Source organism: Comamonas sp. NyZ500 (genome assembly GCF_016772095.1).
GTDB classification, from domain to species: Bacteria; Pseudomonadota; Gammaproteobacteria; order Burkholderiales; family Burkholderiaceae_C; genus Comamonas; species Comamonas thiooxydans.
Genome location: NZ_JAEIJE010000002.1, coordinates 206,172 through 231,580 on the forward strand (window position 1 = coordinate 206,172; position 25,409 = coordinate 231,580).

The window sequence follows — 25,409 nt, forward strand, 5'->3', positions numbered from 1 at the left end:
TCGTCAGGGCCGGAAGGGGCGCGCGACGAACCGGGCTGGGTCAGCCTGTAATCGTCTTAATGGTGATTGCGCGCGCATTCACACCGGCAAGCTTTGCGGGTGTGAGGGTCTCGGGAGCGAAGGTGCGTGCGGCAAACATAAGAGTTGTCATTCTAGCGACTAGAGCCCAAGCTTGAAGAATTAAAAGTGCTTGAAACTCTAGTCATAACGTCGAAATAAATGATTTATTTTTGACGTTTTGTTTTGTTTGATGCCGAAAATTGCGTCAAACCCAAAGCCACCGCTTTGCGGCGGTGGCCTGGCATCAGCGGTTTCCGGACCTCAGACTCCTGCCAGTGCCTTGACCACGGCATCACCCATTTCACGGGTGCTGACCTTGGTCGTGCCTTCGCTGTAGATGTCGGCGGTGCGCAGGCCGTCGGCCAGCACTTTTTGCACGGCAGCTTCGATCTTCTGGGCGGCGGCTTCCTGGCCCAGGCTGAAGCGCAGCATCATGGCGGCCGAGAGAATGGTGGCCAGGGGGTTGGCAATGCCCTTGCCGGCGATGTCGGGAGCCGAGCCGTGGCTGGGTTCGTACAGGCCTTGTTTCTTGTCGTTAAGGCTGGCGCTGGGCAGCATGCCGATGGAGCCGGTCAGCATCGAGGCTTCGTCGGAGAGGATGTCGCCGAACATATTGCCGGTCACCACCACGTCGAAGCGCTTGGGTTCCTTGACCAGTTGCATGGCGGCGTTGTCCACATACATATGGTCCAGGGCCACGTCGGGGTACTGCTTGGCGACTTCGCTGACCACATCCTTCCAGAGCTGGAAGGTTTCCAGCACATTGGCCTTGTCCACGCTGGTCACGCGCTTGCTGCGCTTTTGCGCGGCCTGGAAGGCGACATGGGCGATGCGCTCGATCTCGGGGCGCGAATAACGCATGGTGTCGAAGGCTTCCTCGGCACCGGGGAAGTGGCCGTCGGGTGCCACACGGCGGCCGCGCGGCTGGCCGAAGTAGATATCGCCGGTCAGCTCGCGGATGATGAGGATGTCCAGGCCGGCGACCAGCTCGGGCTTGAGGCTGGAGGCGTGGGTCAGCTCCTTGTAGCAGATGGCGGGGCGGAAGTTGGCGAACAGGCCCAGGGCCTTGCGCAGGCCGAGGATGGCCTGCTCGGGACGCAGGGGGCGGTCCAGCGTGTCGTACTTCCAGTCGCCCACGGCACCGAACAGGATCGCATCGGCTTCCTGCGCCAGCTTCAGCGTGGCAGGAGGCAGGGGGTGGCCGGCAGCTTCATAGCCGGCGCCGCCCACGGGAGCGGTTTCCATCTCCAGACCCAGATTCAGGGCCTCGAGCACCTTGACGGCTTCCGCGACGATTTCGGGACCGATGCCATCACCGGGCAAAACTGCAATCTTCATGATGTTCCTTTGATTAATTTGATAGCTGCTAGCGCTTGATATTCATAGATTTCAGATTGAATTAATGCTGATGTTCATGAATAGAAGGCGCAAGCAGCTCATTTATGGGTAGCAACCTAAAAACAAGCACGCCCCAAACAAGGGGCATCAAGCAAGGGCCGCCCCGCAGCGAAGATGCCGTCCCCCTTCCGATGCAACGCATCGAGAAAGGGGGAAGCCGCGCAGCGGCTCCGGGGGTTACTTCTGAATCAATGTATGCGCCAGCCAGGGCTTTTGCGCCAGACGCTCGGCTTCGAAGGCCTTGATCTTGTCGGCATGGCGCATGGTCAGGCCGATATCGTCGAAGCCGTTGAGCAGGCAGTACTTGCGAAAGGCGATGACGTCGAAGGCGATCTCTTCGCCTTGGGGCCTCAGGATCACCTGGCGCTCCAGGTCAATGGTCAGCTCGTAGCCGGGGAAGGCTGCCACGTCGTTGAACAGCTGGTCGATCGTGGCCTCGGGCAGCACGATGGGCAGCAGGCCGTTCTTGAAGCTGTTGTTGAAGAAGATGTCGGCAAAGCTGGGGGCCAGGATGGCGCGGAAACCGTACTGGTCCAGGGCCCAGGGCGCGTGCTCGCGGCTGGAGCCGCAGCCGAAGTTCTTGCGGGCGATCAGGATGCTGGCGCCCTTGAAGCGGGGCTGGTTGAGCACGAAGTCGGGATTGGGCTTGCGGTCGGCTTCGGGCACGCCGGGCTGGCCGGGCTGGTCCAGATAGCGCCACTCGTCGAACAGATTGGGGCCGAAGCCGGTCTTCTTGATGGACTTGAGGAACTGCTTGGGGATGATGGCGTCGGTGTCGACGTTCTCGCGGTCCATGGGGGCGACGAGGCCCTTGTGCACGGTGAATTTTTGCATGGTGTGATTCCAGAATCTTTAGTCTTGGCGACGTTCGCGTCTTGCATCAGAGACGGCCAGCAAGGGCCGCCCCGCAGCAAAGGCCGTCGTCCCCCTTGGGGGAAGACGCGCAGCGACTCAGGGGGGTTACGCAAATTTACGGATATCGACGAAGTGGCCGTGGATGGCTGCCGCAGCGGCCATGGCGGGGCTGACGAGGTGGGTGCGGCCACCGGCGCCCTGACGGCCTTCGAAGTTGCGGTTCGAGGTCGATGCGCAGCGCTCGCCGGGCTCCAGGCGGTCGGCGTTCATGGCCAGGCACATGGAGCAGCCGGGTTCGCGCCATTCAAAGCCGGCGGCCTTGAAGATCTGGTCCAGGCCTTCGCGCTCGGCCTGTTCCTTGACCAGGCCGGAGCCGGGCACGACCATTGCCAGCTTGATGTTCTTGGCGACCTTCTGGCCCAGCTTCTTGACCACGGCGGCGGCTTCGCGCATGTCCTCGATGCGGCTGTTGGTGCAGGAGCCGATGAACACCTTGTCGACAAAGATGTCGTTGATGGGCTTGCCGGGTTCCAGTGCCATATAGGTCAGCGCACGTTCGATGGCGCCGCGCTTGTTCGAGTCCTTTTCCTTGTCGGGATCGGGGACGGCGGCATCGATGCCCAGCACCATCTCTGGGCTGGTGCCCCAGGTCACCTGCGGCACGATGTCGGCGGCGTTCAGCTCCACCACACGGTCGAACTTCGCGTCGGCGTCGGAATGCAGTGTCTTCCAGTAAGTGACGGCAGCATCCCATTCGCCACCCGTGGGCGCCAGGGGGCGGCCCTTGATGTAGTTGATGGTCTTGTCGTCCACGGCGACGAGACCTGCGCGGGCGCCGCCTTCGATGGCCATGTTGCAGACCGTCATGCGGCCTTCCACGCTGAGGTCGCGGATGGCTTCGCCGGCAAACTCTATGGTGTAGCCCGTGCCGCCGGCGGTGCCGATCTTGCCGATGATGGCCAGCACGATGTCCTTGGCGGTGATGCCGGGCGCGACCTTGCCGTTGACCTGCACCAGCATGTTCTTGGCCTTCTTGGCCAGCAGAGTCTGGGTGGCCATCACATGCTCGACCTCGGAGGTGCCGATGCCGTGGGCCAGCGCGCCGAAAGCGCCGTGGGTGGAGGTGTGGCTGTCGCCGCAGACCACGGTCATGCCGGGCAAGGTCGCGCCTTGCTCGGGGCCCATGACGTGAACAATGCCCTGGCCCTTGTCCATGAAGGGGAAGAAGGCGGCCGAGCCGAACTCGGCGATATTGCTGTTCAGCGTGGTGATCTGTTCCTTGCTGATGGGGTCGGCAATGCCGTCATAGCCGCGCTCCCAGCCGTCGGTGGGGGTGTTGTGGTCGGCCGTGGCCACGACCGAGCTGACGCGCCACAGCTTGCGGCCGGCCATGCGCAGGCCTTCGAAGGCCTGGGGGCTGGTGACTTCGTGCACCAGATGGCGGTCGATATAGAGGACGGAGGTGCCGTCTTCCTCGGTGTGAACGACGTGCTCGTCAAAAATCTTGTCGTAGAGGGTGCGTCCCATGGTGGTCTCGTGAGGTTGGTTTGTTGGGAGGATTCTGTGTTCTGTGGCGGACCTGAGCAGTGCTTCAAGCCTTGGCGCTGGCGGGGCAGAGGTGATCGACCAGCAGGCGGGTGGTCACCGGCAGCGCTTCGAAGTCGCGCGCCACCACGCAGAGTTCGCGGTGCGCCCAGTCGTCGGTGAGCTGCACGGCGCGCAGATGGCCCACGCCATGCATCAGCTCGAATGCGCGGTCGGGCAGCAGGCCCAGTCCCAGGCCGTTGTCGATCATGCGGCACATGGCGTCCAGGCTGGTGACCTGAATGCGCTGGTGCAGCGGGTGGCCAGCCTGGGCTGCAGCAGCGCGCATGGCTAGGCTGATCGAGGAGCCCGCATGCAGGCTGACGATGTCCCATTCCAGCACTTCCGTGAAGGCGACGCTTTCGCGGTCGGCCAGGGCGTGGCGCTCGGGCACGACGACGACCAATCGGTCTTTGCGATAGCTGCGGTACTGCAGCGGCACATTGCCCTGGGTCAGTTGCACGGTGGCCTGATTGCCTTCGCTGCTCCTGATATTGCCCAGCGTGCAGATGCCGATATCGGCCGTGCCCTCGGCCACGGCGCTCAGCACGTCGGGGCTCAGGTGCTCCTGCAGATCGATCTTGATCTGGCTGTGTTCGCGCGCAAAGGCTCCCAGGTCTTCGGGCAGAAACTGCACAATGGCCGACATATTGGCGTGCATGCGCACATGGCCGCGCACGCCGTCGGCGTATTCGGAGAGCTCGCCCTGCATGCGCTCCAGCCCGTAGAGCACATTGCGCGCATGGTGCAGCAGGCTCTCGCCGGCCGGCGTCAGCGTCACGCCGCGGCTGTGGCGATAGAGCAGGGCGGTGTCCACCGTCGCTTCCAGGTCGGACAGCCGCTTGCTGACGGCCGAGGCTGCAATGAACTCGCGTTCAGCGGCGCGGCCAATGCTGCCCAGTTCGCACACGGCGACGAACAGCTGAAGCGAGGTGAGATCGATGCGGCGCGCAAAACTGCGCTCTGAATTCTTCATGGGGTAGGCTCAAGTCTTCTCGTTTCGAGAAGTTTTCAGCATTTTTACCGATTAATCTAGCGGTATCCATCTTTGAATGAGATGTCTGGCTTGGCGATGGGTAAATTTTGGAGATGGGTGATTTCTTGCTTTGCGATGACTGGGCAAGACCTGGGAAAGCGATGTTGCATTTGTCAGTCTTGTGTACTTGCATTTTCATAGCGAAGACTCTAGATGCCAGAATCGTTCAAGCATGATCCGGCCTGAGGTGCGGAAGTCTTCCAGCTGCCTGAGTTCCGGTATTTTTTTACAAAGTAAATCGTCAGTAAAGCAGCCTGGAATCGACGCTATTCGCTGCAAAAATGTGAGTCATGAGAGTTCCCAACCATCCGATGTCCGACAGTGAGCCTTCCGAGTTGCCAGCTATGGCTTCGGGGTCGCCCCACTTGCGCCGCAGCCGTTGCTGGGGTCAGCTCTGCCTGCTGACAGCTGCGCTGGCGCTGGGAGGCACTGCCTTGCCAGCTGTGGCCAAAGGCAAGACCCCGGCCAAATCCAGTGCGGCCGCGCCAGCCAAATCGTCCAAGTCCACCAAGAGCACGACTGCAGGTGCTGCCAAATCTTCATCGGCCAAGTCCGCCGGCAAGGCCGGTAAAAAAGGGCGCACCGGCCGCAATGCAGCGATCGCTGGTGCTGCGGCAGCAGGTGCGGCAGCGGCAGCTCCGCTGGGTCGTGAGCATTGGACGCCGGAGGCCAGGAACAATCAGGCCGAAGATGCCAAGGAGCTGGCCGCCATGCGTGCAGCAGCACAGACGGGCGACGCCAAGGCCCAGTATCTGCTGGGCTCGCGCTACCGCTTTGGCAAGGGTGTGAATCAGGACCTGGCACAGGCCGTGCACTGGTATCGCCAGTCGGCCGACCAAGGCTATGCGCCTGCGCAATCCGACCTGGGAGTGCTCTACGCCAACGGGCGGGGTGTGACTCTGGACGAAGTGCAGGCCGTGAACTGGTACCGCAAGGCGGCAGAGCAGGGCGACGGCATTGCGCAGAACAATCTGGGTCTGATGTATGCCGAGGGGCGCGGCGTGGCGGCCGATGATGCGCAGGCCGTGCAATGGTTCGAGCGTTCGGCCAAAAGTGGCGAGGCTGCAGGCCAGTACAGCCTGGGAGTGATGCTCTCCAGCGGCCGGGGCGTCAAGGAGGATGGCCGGGCCGCCCTGCAGTGGTTTGAACAGGCGGCCGAGAAAGGCCATGCCGACGCCCAGTACAACACCGGCATGATCTATGCCGTAGGCGCGCTGGTGCCGCAGGATCTGACGCGCGCGGCGCGGTGGCTGGAGAAGTCCGCCGGTCAGGGCAATGCGGCGGCTCAGTCGTCTCTGGGTTTTCTCTATGCCAACGGCCAGGGCGTGCCGCAGGATGCAGGCCAGGCGGCGCGCTGGTTCGATCGTGCCGCCAAGCAGGGCTACACCCTGGCACAGTCGAATCTGGCAGCCATGTATGTCAGCGGTCAGGGCGTGCAGAAAGACATGGGCAAGGCCTATTTCTGGCTGGCTATCGCTCATGCCAAGGATCCCTCGCTGCAAAGCCGCATGCAGACGGCCGAGCAGGCATTGGGCCCCGCAGAACGGCTGAAGGTGCAGCGCGAGGTGCGCAACTGGAAGCCCGCCAAGGAGTGATTGGCGCGCCATGAAAAAAGCCCATCAGGCATTGCCGATGGGCTTTTTGTGGGGTGCAGGGGCCTAGCTGAAGAAACTCTTCAGGCGGTCCGTCCAGCTTTCGCCGCTGGGCGAATGCTTGGAGCCACCCTTCTTGAGCGATTCGTCCAGGTCCTTGAGCAGCTTGCGCTGGTACTCGGTGAGCTTGACCGGAGTCTCCACCACGATGTGGCAGTACAGATCACCGGGGTAGCTGGAGCGAATGCCCTTGATGCCCTTGCCGCGCAGGCGGAACTGCTTGCCGGCTTGCGTGCCTTCAGGGATGTCGATCGCCGCCTTGCCTTGCAGCGTGGGCACTTCGATCTCGCCGCCCAGAGCGGCGGTGATGAAGCTCACGGGCACATTGCAGTGCAGATCGTCACCGTCGCGCTCGAAGATGTCGTGGTCCTTGACGCGAATCTCGATATAGAGGTCGCCTGCCGGGCCGCCATTGGTGCCGGGCTCTCCGTTGCCGGCCGAGCGGATGCGCATGCCGTCGTCGATGCCGGCGGGAATCTTCACTTCCAGCGTCTTCTGGCGCTTGACCTTGCCCTGGCCGCCGCAGGACGTGCAGGGCTCGGGGATGATCTTGCCTGTGCCGCGGCAGTGCGGGCAGGTCTGCTGCACGCTGAAAAAGCCCTGGCGCATCTGTACCGTGCCCATGCCGTTGCAGGTGGTGCAGGTCTTGGTGCTGGTGCCGGGCTTGGCGCCGCTGCCGCTGCAGGTGTCGCAGCTGTCCCAGCTTGGAATGCGGATCTGGGCATCCTTGCCCTTGGCAGCCTCTTCCAGGGTAATTTCCATGGAATAGCTGAGGTCGTTGCCGCGGTAGACCTGACGGCCGCCGCGACCGCCGCGGCCGCCACCGTTGAACATATCGCCAAAGATGTCGCCAAAGGCCTCGGCAAAGCCGCCAAAGCCCTCGCCGCCGCCCATGCCGCGATTGGGATCCACGCCGGCATGGCCGTACTGGTCGTAGGCCGCGCGCTTCTGGCTGTCGGAAAGCATCTCGTAGGCCTCTTTGACCTCCTTGAACTTTTCCTCGGCTTCCTTGGCCTTCTCGCCCTGATTGCGGTCAGGGTGGAACTTCATCGCCAGCTTGCGATAGGCCTTCTTGATGTCATCGTCCGAGGCGCTTTTGGCAACGCCCAGAACTTCATAGTAGTCACGTTTGGACATGTGAGTTTTCGGTCGGATGGAACAGGAACGCCGCGCCAGCTCCAGGGAGCTCGGCGCGGCGGCAAGCGGTCAATGGTTTGAGGCCAGGACCTGCCCGCGCTTAGTCCTTCTTGACTTCCTTGACTTCGGCGTCAACCACGTTGTCGTCAGCGGCAGCCGAGGCGCCGGCACCGGCGGAGGCACCTGCTGCGGCAGCAGCGGCTTCGGCACCGCCAGCGGCCTGTGCGTCGGCGTACATCTTCTCGCCCAGCTTCTGGCTGGCCGTCATCAGGGCCGTTGTCTTGGCGTCGATGGCGTCCTTGTCCTCGCCCTTGAGCGCTTCTTCCAGCTCCTTGACGGCAGTTTCGATGGCGCTCTTTTCGGCGGCATCCAGCTTGTCGCCATGCTCGGCCAGGCTCTTGTTGACGCTGTGAACAGCGGCTTCGCCCTGGTTCTTTGCAGTCACCAGCTCCAGCTTCTTCTTGTCGTCGGCTGCGTTCAGCTCAGCATCCTTGACCATGTTCTGGATTTCTTCTTCCGACAGGCCAGAGTTCGCCTTGATGGTGATCTTGTTTTCCTTGCCGGAAGCCTTGTCCTTGGCGGACACGTTCAGGATGCCGTTGGCGTCGATGTCGAAGGTCACTTCGATCTGGGGCACGCCACGACCTGCGGGCGGAATGCCTTCCAGGTTGAACTCGCCCAGCATCTTGTTGGCGCTGGCAATCTCGCGCTCGCCCTGGAACACCTTGATGGTCACGGCAGGCTGGTTGTCTTCAGCCGTGGAGAAGGTCTGCGCGAACTTGGTGGGAATGGTCGTGTTCTTGCTGATCATCTTGGTCATGACGCCGCCCAGGGTTTCGATACCCAGAGACAGGGGAGTCACGTCCAGCAGCAGCACGTCGGAGCGCTCGCCACCCAGCACCTGGCCCTGCACGGCAGCGCCCACGGCCACGGCTTCGTCGGGGTTCACATCCTTGCGGGGATCCTTGCCGAAGAATTCCTTGACCTTTTCCTGCACTTTGGGCATGCGGCTCATGCCGCCGACCAGGATCACGTCGTGGATGTCGGAGACCGAGATGCCTGCATCCTTGATGGCGGTGCGGCAAGGTGCAATCGTGCGCTCGATCAGATCGTCCACCAGCGACTCCAGCTTGGCGCGGGTCAGCTTGATGTTCAGGTGCTTGGGGCCTGTGGCATCGGCGGTGATGTAGGGCAGGTTGATGTCGGTCTGTGCGGAGTTCGACAGCTCGATCTTGGCCTTTTCGGCAGCTTCCTTCAGGCGCTGCAGGGCCAGCACGTCCTTGGACAGGTCGACGCCTTGTTCCTTCTTGAACTCGTCGATGATGTAGTTGATGATGCGCTGGTCGAAATCTTCGCCGCCCAGGAAGGTGTCGCCATTGGTAGACAGCACTTCGAACTGCTTTTCGCCGTCCACGTCGGCGATTTCGATGATGGAGACGTCGAACGTGCCGCCGCCCAGGTCATACACGGCCACCTTGCGGTCGCCCTTGCCCACCTTGTCCAGGCCGAAGGCCAGGGCAGCAGCGGTAGGTTCGTTGATGATGCGCTTGACTTCCAGACCCGCGATGCGGCCGGCGTCCTTGGTGGCCTGGCGCTGTGCGTCGTTGAAGTAGGCGGGCACAGTGATGACGGCCTCGGTCACGGCTTCGCCCAGGAAGTCCTCGGCGGTCTTCTTCATCTTGCGCAGCACTTCGGCGCTGATCTGGGGAGGAGCCAGCTTCTGGTCGCGCACTTGCACCCAGGCGTCGCCGTTGTCGGCCTTGACGATCTGGAAGGGCATCAGGTCGATGTCCTTTTGCACCTCGGCTTCGGCGAACTTGCGGCCGATCAGGCGCTTGGCAGCGTAGATGGTGTTCTTGGGGTTGGTGACGGCCTGGCGCTTGGCGGATGCACCGACCAGGATTTCGCCGTCTTCTTGATAGGCAACGATGGAGGGGGTGGTGCGGGCACCTTCGCTGTTCTCGATCACGCGGGTGTTGTTACCCTCCATGATGGCGACGCAGCTGTTGGTGGTACCCAGGTCAATACCGATGATTTTTCCCATAATTCTCTCCGTAATCTGTTGAATGTTTGCTTGATTCGTCACTTGTGGGCGTAGTGGCCGGCTTCAAGAGCCGTCACTTACTATTTTTTGCCCTGACGGTTGTTTTTTTGGGGTACCTAGCCAGCTCAGCCCTGGGCCACGGTCACCAGCGCGGGGCGCAGGATGCGGTCGGCGATCACATAGCCCTTTTGCAGCACGGCAACCACGGTGTTGGCGGGCTGGTCGGCGGGAACCATGGAGATGGCCTGGTGGTGGTGAGGGTCGAACTTCTCGCCCGCAGCGGGATTGATGGCGAGCACCTTGTTGCGCTCCAGGGCCGAATTCAGCTGGCGCAGCGTGGCGTCCGAGCCTTCGCGCAGCTGTTCGGGCGTGGCGTTCTGGATGGCCAGGGCCGCGTCCAGGCTGTCGATCACGGGCAGCAGGCTTTCTGCAAAGCTCTCGATGCCGAACTTGCGTGCCTTGGCAACCTCTTCTTCGGCGCGACGGCGCATGTTTTCGGCGTCGGCCTTGGCACGCAGGTATTGGTCGGCCAGATCGGCACTCTTGGCCTTGAGTTCTTCCAGCTCGGCCTGCAGACGTCCCAGTTCGTCCGACGCATTGGCTGCCAGGGCCGCTTCCAGTTCCTCGGGGCTGGCGTCGTTGATGGTGTTGGGGTTGTGGTTCTCGGTCATAGTTGGTGAAGGTTTCTCAAAACTTAAGACAATCTGTCTGCCAGATGCGCTCCGCCAGGTCTATTTCAAGACCCGTGCCGCCCAACAAAGGGCAGCGGGCGCAGCGGCTGGGGTGAGCCTGCGGGATTTGCGGGGCATTCCAGGAGAGTGAGTACTTGTGATTTCAAGACATCTCGCCTTGATTGACCAATGGTAATCGCAGGTTTATAGGCCCCAGAGTGTACAGATAGTCTGCTACTCGGCTAGAATCTCACGTTTTGCCTTGCCGCACCGCTACAGACGCAGTGGGCGGCGTTTACCCAAAAGGAGTCGTTATGCGTCATTACGAAATCATTTTGTTGATCCATCCGGATCAAAGCGAACAAGTTCCCGCGATGCTGGAGCGCTACAAGGGCATGATTGCCGCTGGTGGCGGCAAGGTGCATCGCGAAGAAGATTGGGGCCGTCGTCAGCTGGCTTACATGATCAACAAGCTCGCTAAGGCTCACTACCTGTGCCTGAACATCGAAGCCGACCAGGCTGTGATGGCTGAACTGGAACACGCCTTCAAGTTCAACGATGCCGTGCTGCGTCACCTGACTGTGCAGAAGAAGAAGGCTGAAACAGCTGCTTCCGCCATGATGAAGAGCGTTGAGCGCGAAGAAGCCCGCAAGGCCAACCAGGCTGAGCACGCTTAATAGCATCAGACACTGAAGGAGTGGAAAACCGCGTTGTATTGACGGGCCTTCTCGTAGAGCAAGCTGCTTTGCGCTACACGCCCGCCGGATTGCCGGCCCTGGATTTGCGAATTGAACACAGTTCGCAGCAACAAGAGCTGGGCAGTGCGCGCAACGTGAATGCATCTGTCAAGGCTGTTGCCTTTGGCGCCCTGGCTGAAAAGCTGGCCCGCCAAGCACCCGGTAGCCAATGGACCTTTCAAGGTTTTCTGGCCACGCCGCGTAATAGCAAGATGCTGGTTTTGCACATTCAGGATATTCAACAAAATTAATTTTCAAGAGGTCCAGCAATGGCCACGTTCAAGAAATTCAACAAGGACAAGCGTCCTAAGCGCAACACCCAGTCGCTGCTGTTCAAGCGCAAGCGTTTCTGCCGCTTCACAGTCGCCGGCGTCGAAGAAATCGACTACAAGGATGTCGACACCCTGCGTGACTTCATCGCCGAAAACGGCAAGATTGTGCCCGCACGCCTGACCGGCACGCGCGCCATCTACCAGCGTCAGCTGAACACAGCCATCAAGCGCGCTCGCTTCCTGGCTATGCTGCCCTACTCTGACCAGCACAAGATCTAAGGAGCACGACTATGCAAATCATTCTGCTCGAAAAGGTTGTGAACCTGGGTAACCTGGGCGATATCGTCAAGGTCAAGGACGGTTACGCTCGTAACTTCCTGATCCCCTCCGGCGCTGCACGTCGTGCAACAGCTGCTGCCAAGGCTGAATTCGAAGCCAAGCGCGCTGAGCTGGAAAAGGCTGCCGCCGAGAAGCTGGCTGCCGCTCAAGAACTGAGCGAAAAGCTCAACGGCGTGAACGTGAAGATCACTCAGAAGGCTGGCGTTGACGGTCGTCTGTTTGGTTCCATCACCAACGCCGACATCGCTGAAGAACTGGTCAAGGCCGGTTTCGCAGTGAACAAGTCGCAAGTGCGCATGCCCAACGGCCCCATCAAGACCGTTGGCGACGCCACTGTGGTGGTGGCTCTGCACACCGACGTGGCTGCAGAAGTGGCCGTCTCCGTGTACGGCGACCACTCCTAATTCAGGCTCTGTTCTGAATTGGCAAAAAGCCGCCTTCGGGCGGTTTTTTGTTTTCTGGTAATTGTTTGTCTCGCCAGCGTTTTTATCGTCACCCGCCGTGACGTCGCCACCGCCTCCCGCTACGATGGAGGACTTGTCTCTAGGAGTCTCATGTCGTCAGTAATGCCCCCGCTTGATCTGCAAGATGATGCATTCGCCCCGGTTCCCACTGCCGATCAGCAGGTGGCGCAACTGCGTGTGCCGCCGCACTCCATGGAGTCGGAATCTTCGGTGCTCGGCGGTCTGCTGCTGGACAACAATGCCTGGGAGCGCGTTGGTGATCTGCTTGGCGACGGCGACTTCTACCGACACGAGCACAAGCTGATCTACGAAGCCATCGGCAAGCTGATCAACGCCAGCAAGCCGGCCGACGTGATCACGGTTTATGAGCATCTGCAGGGCATGGGCAAAGCCGAGGAAATCGGCGGCCTGATGTACCTGAACCAGCTGGCGCAGTATGTGCCCAGTGCCAGCAATATCCGCCGCTATGCGGAAATCGTGCGCGAGCGCGCCATCTTGCGCAAACTGGTCACGGCCAGCGACGACATCGCGACCAATGCCTTCAATCCGCAGGGCAAGACCGTGGAGCGCATTCTCGACGAAGCCGAGCAGAAGATCATGGCGATCGGCGAGGAGGGGGCGCGCAACAAGCAGGGTTTCCAGTCGCTGGATTCGCTGGTGGTGGATCTGCTGGACCGGGTCCAGGAGATGGCCGACAACCCCATGGATGTGACCGGCGTGCCCACGGGCTTTGTCGATCTGGATCGCATGACATCGGGCCTGCAGGCCGGCGACATGGTGGTACTGGCGGCGCGTCCCTCCATGGGCAAGACCTCGTTTGCCGTGAATATTGCCGAGCATGTGGCGCTCAATGAGGGCTTGCCGGTCGCCATCTTCTCTATGGAAATGGGCGCGGCCCAGCTGGCGGTCCGTATCGTCGGCTCCATCGGCCGCGTCAACCAGGGCAATCTGCGTACCGGCAAGCTCAGCGACGACGAGTGGCCGCGTCTGACCGAGGCCATCGAGCGCCTGCGCACCGTGTCGCTGCATATCGACGAAACCCCGGGCTTGTCCCCGACCGAGCTGCGTGCCAATGCGCGTCGTCTGGCGCGCCAGTGCGGCAAGCTGGGCCTGATCGTGGTCGACTACCTGCAGCTGATGAGCGGATCGGGATCGGCCGCCAGTTCCGACAACCGAGCCACCGAACTGGGCGAAATCTCGCGGGGCTTGAAGATGCTGGCCAAGGAGCTGCAATGCCCGGTGATTGCGCTGTCCCAGCTCAACCGCTCGGTGGAGCAGCGTACCGACAAGCGCCCCATGATGTCCGACCTGCGTGAATCGGGCGCCATCGAGCAGGACGCGGACATCATCATGTTCATCTACCGTGACGACTACTACAACAAAGAGAGCAAGGAGCCCAATATTGCCGAGGTCATCATCGGCAAGCAGCGTAACGGGCCGACGGGGACGGTGAAGCTCTTCTTCCAGAAGAACCAGACGCGTTTCGAGAATCTGGCGCAGGGTTACGGCACGGACGAATACTAAAAATCATAGCTGTTAGCGCTTGTTGGGTATGGATTTCATAACTCTATGAATATGAAAGCTATGAATATCAAGCGCTACCAGCTATCAAATTGAAGGACATAAGAAAAGCCCGCAAGGCACAGACCTTGCGGGCTTTGTTTTTTGAGCAGCTGCGGGGTTAGCGGCTGAACAGGTAGACGCCAAGACCGATCACGCACAGTCCCAGCACTCCGCAGGCCCAGGCCAGGCGCTGTGCGCCTATGCGCAGCGCGCCCACGGTTGCGACGATCTGGGCATTTTGCTGGGCCAGCTTCTCGATGATCTCCAGCGACTGGCGCTGCGATTGCTCGAGCTGGGCGATGCGCTCCTCCTGCTGCTGGATCAGCAGCAGCGCCTGCTCGCCGGCGGAGGCCGGTGGCGAGATGCGCTGCGCAGCGCTTTGCGCGCTGGCGTCCTGCTCGCGCGCCTCGGCCTGGGCTTCTTTCTTCTTGAGCATGCCCTGGGCGGCCTTCACCACCTGAGGCGTGGCCTTGATGACCTCGCCCCAGGGCACGAGCTTGAGTGCCGCGATCCAGCTCGCCACTTACAGCACCTCGCTGGCGAAGTCCGCCAGGCGCGAGCGTTCTCCGCGCGCCAGGGTGATGTGGCCGCTATGGGGCCAACCCTTGAAGCGGTCCACCACATAGGTCAGGCCCGAGCTGCCTTCTGTCAGGTAGGGCGTGTCGATCTGGGCCAGATTGCCCATGCAGATGATCTTGGTGCCGGGGCCGGCACGGGTGATCAGGGTCTTCATCTGCTTGGGCGTCAGGTTCTGGGCCTCGTCGATGATGACGTATTTGTTCAGAAAGGTGCGACCGCGCATGAAGTTCATGCTCTTGATCTTGATGCGGCTGCGGATCAGCTCGTTGGTGGCGGCGCGCCCCCACTCGCCGGCATTGCCGCCGTCGCCCTTGGCCAGGAACTCCAGGTTGTCATCCAGGGCGCCCATCCAGGGGCCCATTTTTTCCTCTTCCGTGCCGGGCAGGAAGCCGATGTCCTCGCCCACGCTCACCGTGGCGCGGGTCATGATGATCTCGGTGTAGCGGCGCTCGTCCAGCACCTGGGCCAGGCCGGCGGCCAGGGCCAGCAGGGTCTTGCCGGTACCTGCCGTGCCCGTCAGCGTGACAAAGTCGACTTCGGGGTTGACCAGCAGGTTCATGGCGAAGTTCTGCTCGCGATTGCGTGTGGACACGCCCCAGACAGCATTCTTGGGGTTGCCGAAGTCGCGCAGCGTCTTGAGCACGGCCGTCTTGTCGCGGATCTCGGTCACGCGCATATAGAGGCTGGGCTCGCCCGGTGCTTCGTAGTAGACGAACTGGTTGATCATCAACTGGTCGACGATGGCGCCGCTGACGCGGTAGTAGGTGATGGCGCCTTCCTGCCAGCTCTCCACATTCTTGCCGGCCTTGGCCCAGAAGTCGTGGGGCAGGGCCAGGGCGCCCGAGTACAGCAGATCGCCGTCTTCCAGCACCTTGTCGTTCTGGTAGTCCTCGGCGGCCAGGCCCAGGGCGCGCGCCTTGACGCGCATATTGATGTCCTTGGACACCAGCACCACTTCACGGTCCTTGTGCTGCTCGCGCAAGGCTGCGACCACACCCAGAATCTGGTTGTCGGCCTTGCCCTGGGGCAGGCTTTCGGGCAGGGAGGCATCCAGAGGGTTGGTCTGGAAGTACAGCGTGCCGGTGGCGCTGCGCTGGCCTGTGGCATTGAGCGGCAGACCTTTTTCCAGACCGTCGGCGGGCTGGGAGGCAACCAGGGAGTCCAGCGTGCGGCTGACCTGGCGGCCGTTGCGCGCCACTTCGGTCATGCCCTTTTTGTGGTTGTCCAGTTCTTCCAGTACCACCATGGGCAGGAAGATGTCGTGCTCTTCAAAGCGGAACAGGCTGCTGGGGTCGTGCAGCAGCACATTGGTGTCCAGCACGAACAGCGTGGTCGGGCCGGTGCGCGTATTGCGGGCGCGGCGGGCAGGCTTGGCAGCTGCGTCCGCGGGTTTTGCAGGTACTGCAGCAGTGGATGCTGCTGTCGTCGGCGCTGCGCCAGCCGTTGTGGCGGTCTTGCGCGGCTTGGCGGTTGCGTTGGGCTTGCTGGTGCTGCGGCGCGGCTTGGTGACCGCGGGCGCGGTCTCTGGAGCCGCATTCAGGGCGGCGCCGTTGGGGGGGTTCAGATCCTCGTCAAGTTCTGCAGTCTGCTTGGCAGTCTTGCGGATGGACGAAAAGGCTTCTGCGGAAAGCTTTGCGGCGCGGTGGCCGGGTGCGGGGGGCAGGGGCATAGTGGACGAACCGTTCTCAACAAGATTCAAAAAGCACAAAGCCGCCTGGAAACCGAGGCGGCTTTGGTGGGGTGAACAGAGAATACTGCGTAGCACTGAGGCATGCCCCATTATGCATAGGCTCCGAGGGCCTGAAGCAGTATTTCCTGTTTTGCCTTGTTTAAAGACTTTGAAATACTTTGCGTGTAGATGATTGCAAGGTTTTCAGTCCCGGGCGGGGCTCAGGCCACCTTCTTGTCTTGAGTCTTCAGGCTTTTGACGGCCTTGAGAACTTCGTCCACATGGCCGGGAACCTTCAGGCCGCGCCATTCCTGCATCAGGATGCCGTCGGCGCCGATCAGGAAGGTGGAGCGCTCGATGCCCTTGACCTTCTTGCCGTACATGATCTTGTTCTTGACCACGCCAAACATGTGGCACATCTTTTCTTCGGTGTCGGCAATCAGCTCGAACGGCAGTTCCAGCTTTTCCTTGAAGTCGTTGTGCGAGTTCATGTTGTCGCGCGACACACCGAACACGGTGGCGCCAGCCTTCACGAAATCCTTGTACTTATCGCGGAATTGCATTGCTTCCGTGGTACAACCCGGCGTGTTGTCCTTGGGGTAGAAATACAGGATCAGAATCTGGCCGTTGTGCGAGGTGTTGGACACCTTGACGCCGCCGGTGGCGTTGGCTTCAAATTCTGGGAGTGGTTTGTTGACAACGATCGCCATGCGCTTGTATCTCTCGGGTGTGTTCGTTGAAATGCCGAGGGCGTCGGTGGTATTTTTGTTTTTATCAATCGATCGCCCCCAACCGCAACCTGCGATTTTACCCTGAAATACGTATTTCTCTCAATGTAAGCTCAGAAGTCTATGCTAGCAGCAGGGCTGCGACCACGTTGCGGCCTTCGCTGGCCAGAACGTTATAGGTACGGCAGGCCGAGGCGGTGTCCATGCTCTCCAGGCCAATGCGTTTGGCGATCAGCGGCTTGAGCCAAGCCACGGGTGGAAAGCGGTTCTTGCTGCCGCTGCCAAAGAGGACGACTTCCGCATCCAGCTTGGCGAGCTCCTCGAAATGCTCGGCCGTCAGGTCTTCGAAACGGGCGCAGTTCCACTCGGTCAGCAGGCCGCGGGCTCCGACCAGCAGACTGGTTTCGTGGTTTTGCTTGTCAACCGCGATCCAGCCCGGGCCATAGCCGGTGATGGTTTGCGCATCGGATTTGTCTGCCTGAAATTTCATGATGGAGAGTGTGCGCAATCGGCGCGCTGGACGGAGGCGATGGCTGCTGTCTCCATACAGAGAGGGTGGGGACATTGCTGCAGCGCGGAACTGTGCTTAAATTATAGGTTTCACCATGGCGTTTAATGCGCCCTGGCGTGCCTGAAATCCTTTTGCATTGATTCGCATGAAAACCGTTCAAAAATCCGCCAAATTAGCAAACGTCTGTTACGACATCCGCGGGCCGATCATGGACGCGGCGAAGAAGATGGAGGACGACGGCCAGAAGATCATCAAGCTCAATATCGGCAATCTGGCCGTGTTCGGCTTCGATGCTCCCGAGGAAGTGCAGCAGGACATGATCCGCAATCTGCCCAACTCGGCCGGCTATTCCGACAGCAAGGGCATCTTCGCGGCGCGCAAGGCCGTGATGCACGAAACCCAGCGCCAGGGCATCAAGGGCGTGACGCTGGACGACATCTATCTGGGCAACGGTGCTTCGGAGCTGATCAGCTTGGCCACCAACGCGCTGCTGGACAACGGCGACGAGATGCTGCTGCCTGCGCCCGACTACCCGCTGTGGACGGCAGCCACCAGCCTGTCCGGCGGCACGCCCGTGCATTACATGTGCGACGAGTCCAATGGCTGGATGCCCAATATGGACGACATCCGCGCCAAGATCACGCCGCGCACCAAGGGCATCGTCGTCATCAACCCCAACAACCCAACGGGTGCGCTGTACTCCAGGGAGCTGCTGCTGCAGATCGTGGAGCTGGCGCGCGAGCATGGCCTGGTCATCTTCGCGGACGAGGTCTACGACAAGGTGCTGTACGAGGATGCCAAGCACACGCCGCTGGGCAGCCTGTCCATCGATGTGCTGACCATCACCTTCAATTCCCTCTCCAAGGCCTACCGCTCCTGCGGCTACCGTGCTGGCTGGATGGTGATTTCGGGCGACAAAAAGCCCGCCAAGGATTACATCGAGGGCCTGAACATGCTCTCCAACATGCGCTTGTGCGCCAATGTGCCCGGCCAGTGGGCCGTGCAGACGGCGCTTGGCGGCCACCAGAGCATCGACGCCCTGGTGCAGGAGGGCGGTCGCCTGCGTGTGCAGCGCGATCTGGCCTGGGAGCTGATCAACGCCATTCCCGGCGTGAGCTGCGTCAAGCCCCAAGGCGCGCTGTACATGTTTCCGCGCCTCGATCCCGCCGTCTACCCCATCCAGGACGACCAGGAATTCTTCCTCGAAGTGCTGCAGGAAACCAAGGTCATGCTGGTGCAGGGCACGGGCTTCAACTGGCCCGAGCCTGATCACTTCCGCATCGTGTTCCTGCCGCATGAGGCAGATCTGCGCGAGGCCATCAACCGCTTGGCAGCCTTCCTCGAGAAGTATCGCAAGCGCCATGGCACGGACAAGCCCAAGGCAGTGCCGGCAGAAAAGGCACTCAAGCCTGCCAAGGCTGAGAAAGCCGCGTAACTCATCTTTTTGATAGCTGGTGGCGCTTGATTTTCAAGCGCTTCAGCGCTTTTTTGACCTTAGAACTTATGAAACCCATCCAAGTAGGCCTGTTGGGCATTGGCACCGTAGGCAGCGGTACTTTCAATGTGCTGGAACGCAACCAAGACGAGATTCGCCGTCGTGCGGGTCGTGGCATTGAAATTACCATGGTCGCCGACTTGGATACCGAACGCGCCAAGAGCGTGGTGGGTGACAAGGTCAAGGTGGTCGGCGATGCACGTGAAGTCATCGCCAACCCCGATATCGATGTGGTGGTCGAGCTGATCGGCGGCTACGGCATTGCCAAGGCCCTGGTGCTGGAAGCCATCGCGGCCGGCAAGCATGTGGTGACCGCCAACAAAGCCCTGCTGGCCGTGCACGGCACGGAAATCTTCAAGGCCGCAGCCGAGAAGGGCGTGATGGTGGCCTATGAAGCTGCCGTGGCCGGTGGCATTCCCATCATCAAGGCCTTGCGCGAAGGCCTGACCGCCAACTCCATCCAGTGGGTGGCCGGCATTATCAATGGCACGACCAACTTCATCCTGTCCGAAATGCGCGACAAGGGCCTGGACTTCGACGTGGTGCTCAAGGAAGCGCAGCGTCTGGGCTATGCCGAAGCCGATCCCACCTTCGACATCGAGGGTGTGGATGCGGCCCACAAGGCCACGCTGATGAGCGCGATTGCCTTCGGCATTCCCGTGCAGTTCGACAAGGCCTATGTGGAAGGCATCACCAAGCTGGCCGGTGCCGATATCCGCTACGCCGAGCAACTGGGCTATCGCATCAAGCTGCTGGGCATCACCAAGCGCACGGACAAGGGCATCGAGCTGCGCGTGCACCCCTCGCTGGTGCCTTCCAAGCGTCTGATCGCCAATGTGGAAGGCGCGATGAACGCCGTGGTGGTGAACGGCGATGCCGTGGGCACCACGCTGTACTACGGCAAGGGTGCCGGGTCCGAGCCCACCGCTTCCGCCGTGGTGGCCGACCTGGTGGATATCGCCCGCATGGACGGCTCCGATCCTGCCCACCGCGTGCCAGCCCTGGCCTTCCAGAGCAGCAGCCTGGCTGCCGCTGGCAGCGAGCTGCCCGTGCTGCCCATGGCCGAGGTCGTGACCAGCTACTACCTGCGCATCCGCGTGGCTGACGAAGCCGGAGTGCTGGCCAAGATCACCGGCCTGCTGGCGGGTGCCGGCATCAGCATCGACGCCGTGCTGCAGCGCGAAGCCGATGAAGTGGGCGGCGAAGGCTCGACTCAGACCGACCTGATCATTCTCACGCACGATACCCGCGAAGGGGATATGGACAAGGCCCTGGCCGAAATCCAGGGGCTGCCCACGGTGCTGGCTCCCATCACCCGCATCCGCAAGGAAGAGCTGAACTAAGGACTTGAGCATGTACCGTCGCACTCAAACCGGTTTATTCCCTGTTCAGTGCGGTGTCGGTATTGCAAACTCCTTCAAAGGCTGGCGCCCTATGGCGTCAGCCTTTTTGCTTTGGGTGGCGGCGGGTGCGCAAGCGGCGCCCGTCGATGTCTATCGTGGCACGCTGGGCGGCTCGGCGGTGGTGATGGAGCTGGGCAAGCCGGGTGAGGATGGTGAACGCCAGGGGCGCTATTTCTATCTGCGGCATGGAGTGGATATTCCACTCCGGGGCTCGCTGAATGCGCTGTCTGAGGCACGTCCTTTGAATAACGACTGGGCGCGTGAAAGCGGTGGCGAGCCTCCCGTGTTGACCGACTCCCAACAGCGCCGCATCGTTTGGCAACTGCGCCAGCAAGGCAGTGCTTTGGCAGGTGAATGGGTGGATGATATTCACGGCAAAAAACTGCCGCTAGCCCTTACCCATATTGCGCAGTATGACCCTGAAAAGATAGCGCCACTCGGTGTGGAGGCCGTGACGTTGGCGATTGTGCAAGGTGCGGGCAGCGGTATTGCATCGGGCGTTGCCATCTCGGCACAGGCCACGCCCTACGACTACCTGAAAGTGGCCGAGCAAAAGCTGGAGCAGGGCAAGGAAGTGGTGGTCAGCCCCACGCTGGCCTGGAGGCCGGTGCGCGATGCGCGTACCCAGTTCTGGTATCCGCGCCTCACGCGTCACCCGGATAGCAAAATTCTGGCGCAGACCAATACCGTTCTGGAGCAGCGCCACTGGGGCATGAGTCTGGAGGCGCTGGCCTGTGTGGGCTCGATCTACCAGAACGCTGGCCCGGCGGCAGGCTCACTGGGGGACTTCAATAACGAATCGATCAAGGTGACCTACCTCTCAAGTGCCTTGATGAGTGTGGTGGAGTCCGGTTCAACCGGTTGCGGTGGCGCGCACCCCAACAATCATTACGACCCCTTTGTGCTGGATTTGCTGCGGGGCGGTTATATGGACTTCACCCGCCTGCTCAAGGACGTGAAATATGGCGAGTACAAGCTGGAGTTTGGTGATCGGCTGTCGCGTTTTCTGAGCAAGGCCGTGAACCGGCATTCCGAGGATGACAAGGAGTGCACCGAGCTGCTGCCCCAGTACATGGCGCTGATGCTCGACAAGCCCGACAAGATGAGCTTTGTGATTTCAGGCATAGGCCATGCCATGGGGGTGTGCCTTGGCAGCGGCGTCAGTGTTCCGTTCCAGGAGCTGAAGCCCTATATCAAGCCGGGGGCGCAACGCTATTTCCAGCCCTGAGCCCCGTCCGGCGCGATATGAGGCAATGGCGTTGGCCGGTCTCTGCATTCGCGCACAGTCAAATCGGGCTTGCTGACCGATAATGGTCGGCTTGGCGGCATGACTTCTGTCCGTTTGGCTGTCCGTTCCGAATTTTAGTTTTTGGCGAGTTTGAGATGCTGTATCTGTCCACCCGCGGCCATGCTGACCGCAAGCGTTTTTGCGACATTTTGCTCGAAGGCCTGGCTCCCGATGGCGGCCTGTACCTGCCCGTCGAGTATCCCCGGATCGACGATGCCAAGCTGAGCCAGCTGCGCGAGACGCTGGCCAACAAGGGCTATGCGGCCCTGGCCTTCGAGATTCTGTCGCTCTATATCGACGACATTCCTGCCGAGGATCTGCGCGCCCTGTGTGCCAAGACCTATACCAGGGAAGTCTTTGGCAGCGACGCCATCGTGCCCGTGCGTCAACTCGACGGCGTGCTGCACATCGAAGCCCTGTCCAACGGCCCCACGTTGGCCTTCAAGGACATGGCCATGCAGCTGCTGGGCAATCTGTTCGAGTACGAACTGGCCCGCCGCAACGAGGAACTGAATATCCTTGGCGCCACTAGCGGGGACACCGGCAGCGCGGCCGAATACGCCATGCGCGGCAAAAAGGGCGTGCGCGTCTTCATGACCAGCCCACACGGCCGCATGAGCCCTTTCCAGCAGGCGCAGATGTTCAGCCTGCAGGACGAGAACATCCACAACATCGCCATCGAAGGCGTGTTCGACGACTGCCAGGACATCGTCAAGGCCGTCTCTAACGACCACGCCTTCAAGGCCCAGTACAAGATCGGCACCGTCAACTCCATCAACTGGGCACGTCTGCTGGCCCAGGTGGTCTATTACTTTGCCGGCTATCTGCAGGCCACCCGCTCCAATGAGCAGAAGGTGAGCTTCACCGTGCCTTCCGGCAACTTCGGCAATATCTGCGCAGGCCATGTGGCGCGCCAGATGGGTCTGCCCATTGCCAAGCTGGTGGTGGCCACCAACGAAAACGATGTGCTGGACGAGTTCTTCCGCACCGGCGTCTACCAGGTGCGAGGCTCGGCCAATACCTACGAGACATCGAGCCCCTCGATGGACATCTCCAAGGCCAGCAATTTCGAGCGCTTTGTGTTCGACCTGGTGGGGCGCGACGGCGTGCGCACCAGGCAGCTGTTCGCCGAAGGCGTGGCCAAGGCCGGCAAGTTCGATCTGAGCACAGATCCCGCCTTCAAGGATGCGGCCGGCAAGTACGGTTTTGTGAGCGGCAAGAGCACGCACGCCGACCGTCTGGCCACCATCAAGGACACTTTCGAGCGCTTTGATCAGATGATCGACACCCATACCGCCGACGGCGTGAAGGTGGCGCGAGAGCATCTGGGCGCCGAGCCCATGCTGGTGCTGGAAACCGCTCTGCCCATCAAGTTTGCCGCGACGATCGAAGAAGCGTTGGGCCGCCAGCCCGACCGTCCCGCCAAGTTCAACGGCATTGAAGACCTGCCCAAGCGTGTGGTCGTCATGGCCTCCGACGTGGACCAGGTCAAGGCCTTTATCGCCGAAAACTGCAGATAAAGTCCTGCGGCGTTAAGCTTGAAAAGCATCTGTGGCTTGGCGACAGGTGCTTTTTTTCTTTGGATGAAATTGGTATTTTGCGCTTGCCCATAGAGCGCTGGTAGCTATCAAAAACATATTGAAATCAAGATGAAGGTCATAGGCTTTGCCGGATATTCGGGCGCGGGCAAGACCGCCTTGGTCGAGGCGCTGGTGATGCTGATGAAGCAGCGCGGACTCAGGGTCTCGGTCATCAAGCATGCCCACCATGACTTTGATGTGGATCGCGAGGGCAAGGATAGCTGGCGTCACCGCAAGGCTGGCGCTTATGAAGTGCTGCTCGCATCCGATAGACGCATGGCGCTGATGCGCGAATACGAGCAGCCTGCTCAGCTGAGCGTGCACCATATGCTGGCGCAGCTGGACCCCAGCGTGGACTGGGTGCTGGTCGAAGGCTTCAAGCATGGCGAGCTGCCCAAGATAGAGGTCTGGCGGCAGCAGCAGGACAGGCTGGACAAGGGCAAGAGCCTGGAGCCGCTGTTTGCGCATGACCCTAGGGTGCTGGCAGTTGCCACCGACGCTGCCCATGACCTGCCTCAAGTGCCTGTCCAGCCCGTGCTGGATCTCAACCAGCCCCAGCTTGTGCTGCAATGGCTGCTGGCTCATTCGGACTCTCTGCAATACAAGAACTAAGGAAAGACACAGCAATGCAAGCACCACAGACGCCTCGCAAGCCGCTCAAGCCTCTGGATGAAGCCCTGCAGGAGCTGCTGGCCCATGCCCAGCCCCAGGCCGGCGCACAGATGGTGGACACCTTTGATGCCGATGGCCGCGTGCTGCTGCAGGCCGCCGTTTCGCCGCTACAGGTGCCGCCTCAGGACAACTCGGCCATGGATGGCTATGCGGTGCGCATCGCCGAATGTGCCGACGGCGCTGCAGTGCTGCCGGTGTCGCAGCGCATCCCTGCCGGCACCTCGCCCGATGCGCTGGCTGCCGGCTCCGTCGCCCGCATCTTCACGGGGGCGCCCGTGCCGGCCGGGGCCGATGCCATCGTCATGCAGGAGGACTGCGAATTGCTCGAGGACGGCCGCGTGCGCATCAAGGCCCAGCCCAGGGCTGGGCAGTGGATTCGCCGCGCGGGCGAAGACATCACGCAAGGAGCGACCGTGATCGAGGCAGGTACCCGCCTCACGCCGGCCCATCTGGGCCTTGCAGCCAGCATGGGCTTTGCCAGCCTGCAGGTGGCACGCAAGCCGCGTGTGGCCCTGTTCTCCACCGGCGACGAACTGGTCATGCCCGGTACCGTGGCACCGCAGGACATGCCAGCGGGCAGCATCTACAACAGCAACCGCTTCTTCCTGCGTGCATTGCTGCTGCGCATGGGCTGCGAGGTGACGGATCTGGGCATTGTTCCCGATGACCGCGAGGCCACGATCGCCGCGCTGGCCGATGCCGCCATGGACCACGACGTGATCGTCACCAGCGGCGGCGTCTCCGTGGGCGAGGAAGACCATATCAAGCCCGCAGTGCAGGAGCTGGGTCAGCTGGACCTCTGGCAGATCAACATCAAGCCTGGCAAGCCTTTTGCCTATGGCCGCGTCAATCGCGAGTCCGGCACGGGCTTTGCGCATTTCATCGGTCTGCCGGGCAACCCGGTCTCCAGCTTTGTCACCTTCCAGGTGCTGGTGCGCCCGTTCCTGCTGCGTCTGCAGGGCGTGCAGCATGTGCTGCCGCGAGCCATCGAAGCGCGCGCCGATTTCGTTTGGCCAAAGGGCGACAAGCGCAGAGAGTTTTTGCGGGTGCGCTACAACGAGCGTGGCGGGCTGGAGTTGTTCAGAAACCAGAGCTCGGGCGTGCTGACTTCCACGGCTTGGGGCGACGGCGTGGTGGACAACCCTGCCGGCACCACGGTTGCCATGGGCGACAGTGTGCGCTTTATCCCGTTTACCGAGCTCATGGCCTGATGGAGTTGGAGATGAAGACCGTTACGATTCGATATTTCGCCTCGATTCGGGAGGCTCTGGGCACGGGCAGCGAAAGCCTGCAGACTCCGGCAGCCACAGTGGGAGCATTGCGCGAGCAACTGATGAGCCGCAGCGATGCGGCTGCCCAGGCGCTGGCTGCCGGCAAGGCTGTGCGCATGGCGCTGAACCAGGATATCTGCGATGCCGATGCCGTGCTCAGCAATGGCGACGAAGTGGCATTTTTTCCGCCAGTGACGGGGGGCTGATGAGTCTCTGAGTGCTTGTGAGCCTCTAAAAACGGTTTCTGAAGAAGCCTGAAGTCCACAGAAGGCCTGTGCAAACCGATTGCACAGGCCTTTTTGCTGTTTGTCGGTTTCCAGGTGCCAGCCTTGATCGTGAGATTGCTTACTAGGGTTTTCCTGGGCGTATTTTCGTGAATCTGACGAGATTCATTTTGGAGA

The 25,409-nt window shown here is 61.2% G+C and carries 24 protein-coding genes; 13 read left to right on the forward strand and 11 right to left on the reverse strand.

Annotated elements, in window-relative coordinates:
• Positions 1-321: 321 nt before the first annotated feature.
• The 4 genes from leuB to JAO85_RS04525 all read right to left on the reverse strand — a co-directional run bounded on the left by leuB (position 322) and on the right by JAO85_RS04525 (position 4,873).
• A complete protein-coding gene (leuB, locus tag JAO85_RS04510; RefSeq protein ID WP_003064266.1) occupies positions 322-1,398 on the reverse strand; it encodes a 3-isopropylmalate dehydrogenase in 1,077 nt (358 codons plus the stop codon).
• 237 nt (positions 1,399-1,635) lie between these two features.
• Positions 1,636-2,292 (reverse strand): 3-isopropylmalate dehydratase small subunit, encoded by a 657-nt coding sequence (leuD, locus tag JAO85_RS04515; protein WP_003057935.1) that lies wholly within the window; start codon positions 2,290-2,292, stop codon positions 1,636-1,638.
• A 126-nt stretch (positions 2,293-2,418) separates the two neighbouring features.
• Positions 2,419-3,840, reverse strand: coding sequence for a 3-isopropylmalate dehydratase large subunit (leuC, locus tag JAO85_RS04520; protein WP_003064269.1), 1,422 nt, complete (start codon positions 3,838-3,840; stop codon positions 2,419-2,421).
• A 64-nt stretch (positions 3,841-3,904) separates the two neighbouring features.
• On the reverse strand, positions 3,905-4,873 hold the full coding sequence (locus JAO85_RS04525; RefSeq protein WP_003064272.1) for a LysR family transcriptional regulator: 969 nt from the start codon (positions 4,871-4,873) through the stop codon (positions 3,905-3,907).
• 350 nt (positions 4,874-5,223) lie between these two features.
• Here JAO85_RS04525 and JAO85_RS04530 point away from each other — a divergent pair, with 350 nt between their 5' ends.
• Positions 5,224-6,528 carry a tetratricopeptide repeat protein gene (locus JAO85_RS04530; protein WP_237734718.1) on the forward strand — a complete coding sequence of 435 codons (1,305 nt, stop codon included), beginning with the start codon at positions 5,224-5,226 and terminating at the stop codon, positions 6,526-6,528.
• Between the two features lie 63 nt (positions 6,529-6,591).
• Here JAO85_RS04530 and dnaJ read toward each other — a convergent pair whose 3' ends face one another.
• The 3 genes from dnaJ to grpE form a co-directional block, all read right to left on the reverse strand.
• Entirely contained in the window at positions 6,592-7,722 is a 1,131-nt protein-coding gene (dnaJ, locus tag JAO85_RS04535) for a molecular chaperone DnaJ (protein WP_003064279.1), read from the reverse strand.
• Positions 7,723-7,822: 100 nt separating this feature from the next.
• Positions 7,823-9,766, reverse strand: coding sequence for a molecular chaperone DnaK (gene dnaK / locus JAO85_RS04540; protein WP_003064285.1), 1,944 nt, complete (start codon positions 9,764-9,766; stop codon positions 7,823-7,825).
• 125 nt (positions 9,767-9,891) lie between these two features.
• Positions 9,892-10,437, reverse strand: coding sequence for a nucleotide exchange factor GrpE (gene grpE, locus JAO85_RS04545; protein WP_012837282.1), 546 nt, complete (start codon positions 10,435-10,437; stop codon positions 9,892-9,894).
• A 314-nt stretch (positions 10,438-10,751) separates the two neighbouring features.
• Here grpE and rpsF point away from each other — a divergent pair, with 314 nt between their 5' ends.
• The 5 genes from rpsF (at position 10,752) to dnaB (ending at position 13,773) form a co-directional block, all read left to right on the forward strand.
• A complete protein-coding gene (gene rpsF / locus JAO85_RS04550) occupies positions 10,752-11,114 on the forward strand; it encodes a 30S ribosomal protein S6 (protein WP_003064289.1) in 363 nt (120 codons plus the stop codon).
• A gap of 20 nt (positions 11,115-11,134) precedes the next feature.
• Complete coding sequence (gene priB, locus JAO85_RS04555) at positions 11,135-11,425, forward strand: primosomal replication protein N (protein WP_003064293.1); 291 nt, start codon at positions 11,135-11,137, stop codon at positions 11,423-11,425.
• An 18-nt stretch (positions 11,426-11,443) separates the two neighbouring features.
• The gene (rpsR, locus tag JAO85_RS04560; RefSeq protein ID WP_003057920.1) at positions 11,444-11,725 is read left to right on the forward strand and encodes a 30S ribosomal protein S18; all 282 of its coding nucleotides are present in this window, start codon (positions 11,444-11,446) and stop codon (positions 11,723-11,725) included.
• Between the two features lie 11 nt (positions 11,726-11,736).
• Positions 11,737-12,189, forward strand: a complete 453-nt coding sequence (rplI, locus tag JAO85_RS04565; RefSeq protein ID WP_003064296.1) for a 50S ribosomal protein L9 — start codon at positions 11,737-11,739, stop codon at positions 12,187-12,189.
• A 150-nt stretch (positions 12,190-12,339) separates the two neighbouring features.
• Entirely contained in the window at positions 12,340-13,773 is a 1,434-nt protein-coding gene (dnaB, locus tag JAO85_RS04570; protein WP_034359740.1) for a replicative DNA helicase, read from the forward strand.
• A gap of 157 nt (positions 13,774-13,930) precedes the next feature.
• Here the strand turns inward: dnaB and JAO85_RS04575 are convergent, their stop codons facing one another.
• The 4 genes from JAO85_RS04575 to JAO85_RS04590 all read right to left on the reverse strand — a co-directional run bounded on the left by JAO85_RS04575 (position 13,931) and on the right by JAO85_RS04590 (position 17,278).
• On the reverse strand, positions 13,931-14,335 hold the full coding sequence (locus JAO85_RS04575) for a hypothetical protein (protein ID WP_003064300.1): 405 nt from the start codon (positions 14,333-14,335) through the stop codon (positions 13,931-13,933).
• Positions 14,336-16,060, reverse strand: a complete 1,725-nt coding sequence (locus JAO85_RS04580) for a PhoH family protein (protein ID WP_202787591.1) — start codon at positions 16,058-16,060, stop codon at positions 14,336-14,338.
• Positions 16,061-16,281: 221 nt separating this feature from the next.
• Positions 16,282-16,770 carry a peroxiredoxin gene (locus JAO85_RS04585; protein ID WP_003057908.1) on the reverse strand — a complete coding sequence of 163 codons (489 nt, stop codon included), beginning with the start codon at positions 16,768-16,770 and terminating at the stop codon, positions 16,282-16,284.
• A 139-nt stretch (positions 16,771-16,909) separates the two neighbouring features.
• Positions 16,910-17,278: an Mth938-like domain-containing protein gene (locus JAO85_RS04590; RefSeq protein ID WP_003064306.1), complete on the reverse strand. Its 369-nt coding sequence runs from the start codon at positions 17,276-17,278 to the stop codon at positions 16,910-16,912.
• Positions 17,279-17,444: 166 nt separating this feature from the next.
• Between JAO85_RS04590 and JAO85_RS04595 the strand changes: the two genes are divergently transcribed.
• From JAO85_RS04595 to moaD, 7 genes are all read left to right on the forward strand, one after another.
• Entirely contained in the window at positions 17,445-18,734 is a 1,290-nt protein-coding gene (locus JAO85_RS04595; RefSeq protein ID WP_003057902.1) for a pyridoxal phosphate-dependent aminotransferase, read from the forward strand.
• Between the two features lie 68 nt (positions 18,735-18,802).
• Entirely contained in the window at positions 18,803-20,137 is a 1,335-nt protein-coding gene (locus JAO85_RS04600; protein ID WP_003064309.1) for a homoserine dehydrogenase, read from the forward strand.
• 91 nt (positions 20,138-20,228) lie between these two features.
• Positions 20,229-21,425, forward strand: a complete 1,197-nt coding sequence (locus JAO85_RS04605; RefSeq protein WP_202787592.1) for a hypothetical protein — start codon at positions 20,229-20,231, stop codon at positions 21,423-21,425.
• 155 nt (positions 21,426-21,580) lie between these two features.
• Positions 21,581-23,005, forward strand: a complete 1,425-nt coding sequence (gene thrC / locus JAO85_RS04610; protein ID WP_054073580.1) for a threonine synthase — start codon at positions 21,581-21,583, stop codon at positions 23,003-23,005.
• A 129-nt stretch (positions 23,006-23,134) separates the two neighbouring features.
• The gene (mobB, locus tag JAO85_RS04615; RefSeq protein ID WP_034359749.1) at positions 23,135-23,677 is read left to right on the forward strand and encodes a molybdopterin-guanine dinucleotide biosynthesis protein B; all 543 of its coding nucleotides are present in this window, start codon (positions 23,135-23,137) and stop codon (positions 23,675-23,677) included.
• A 14-nt stretch (positions 23,678-23,691) separates the two neighbouring features.
• Entirely contained in the window at positions 23,692-24,948 is a 1,257-nt protein-coding gene (gene glp / locus JAO85_RS04620; RefSeq protein WP_012837289.1) for a gephyrin-like molybdotransferase Glp, read from the forward strand.
• Positions 24,949-24,959: 11 nt separating this feature from the next.
• Positions 24,960-25,214 (forward strand): molybdopterin converting factor subunit 1, encoded by a 255-nt coding sequence (gene moaD, locus JAO85_RS04625; protein ID WP_039049984.1) that lies wholly within the window; start codon positions 24,960-24,962, stop codon positions 25,212-25,214.
• Positions 25,215-25,409 lie beyond the last annotated feature (195 nt).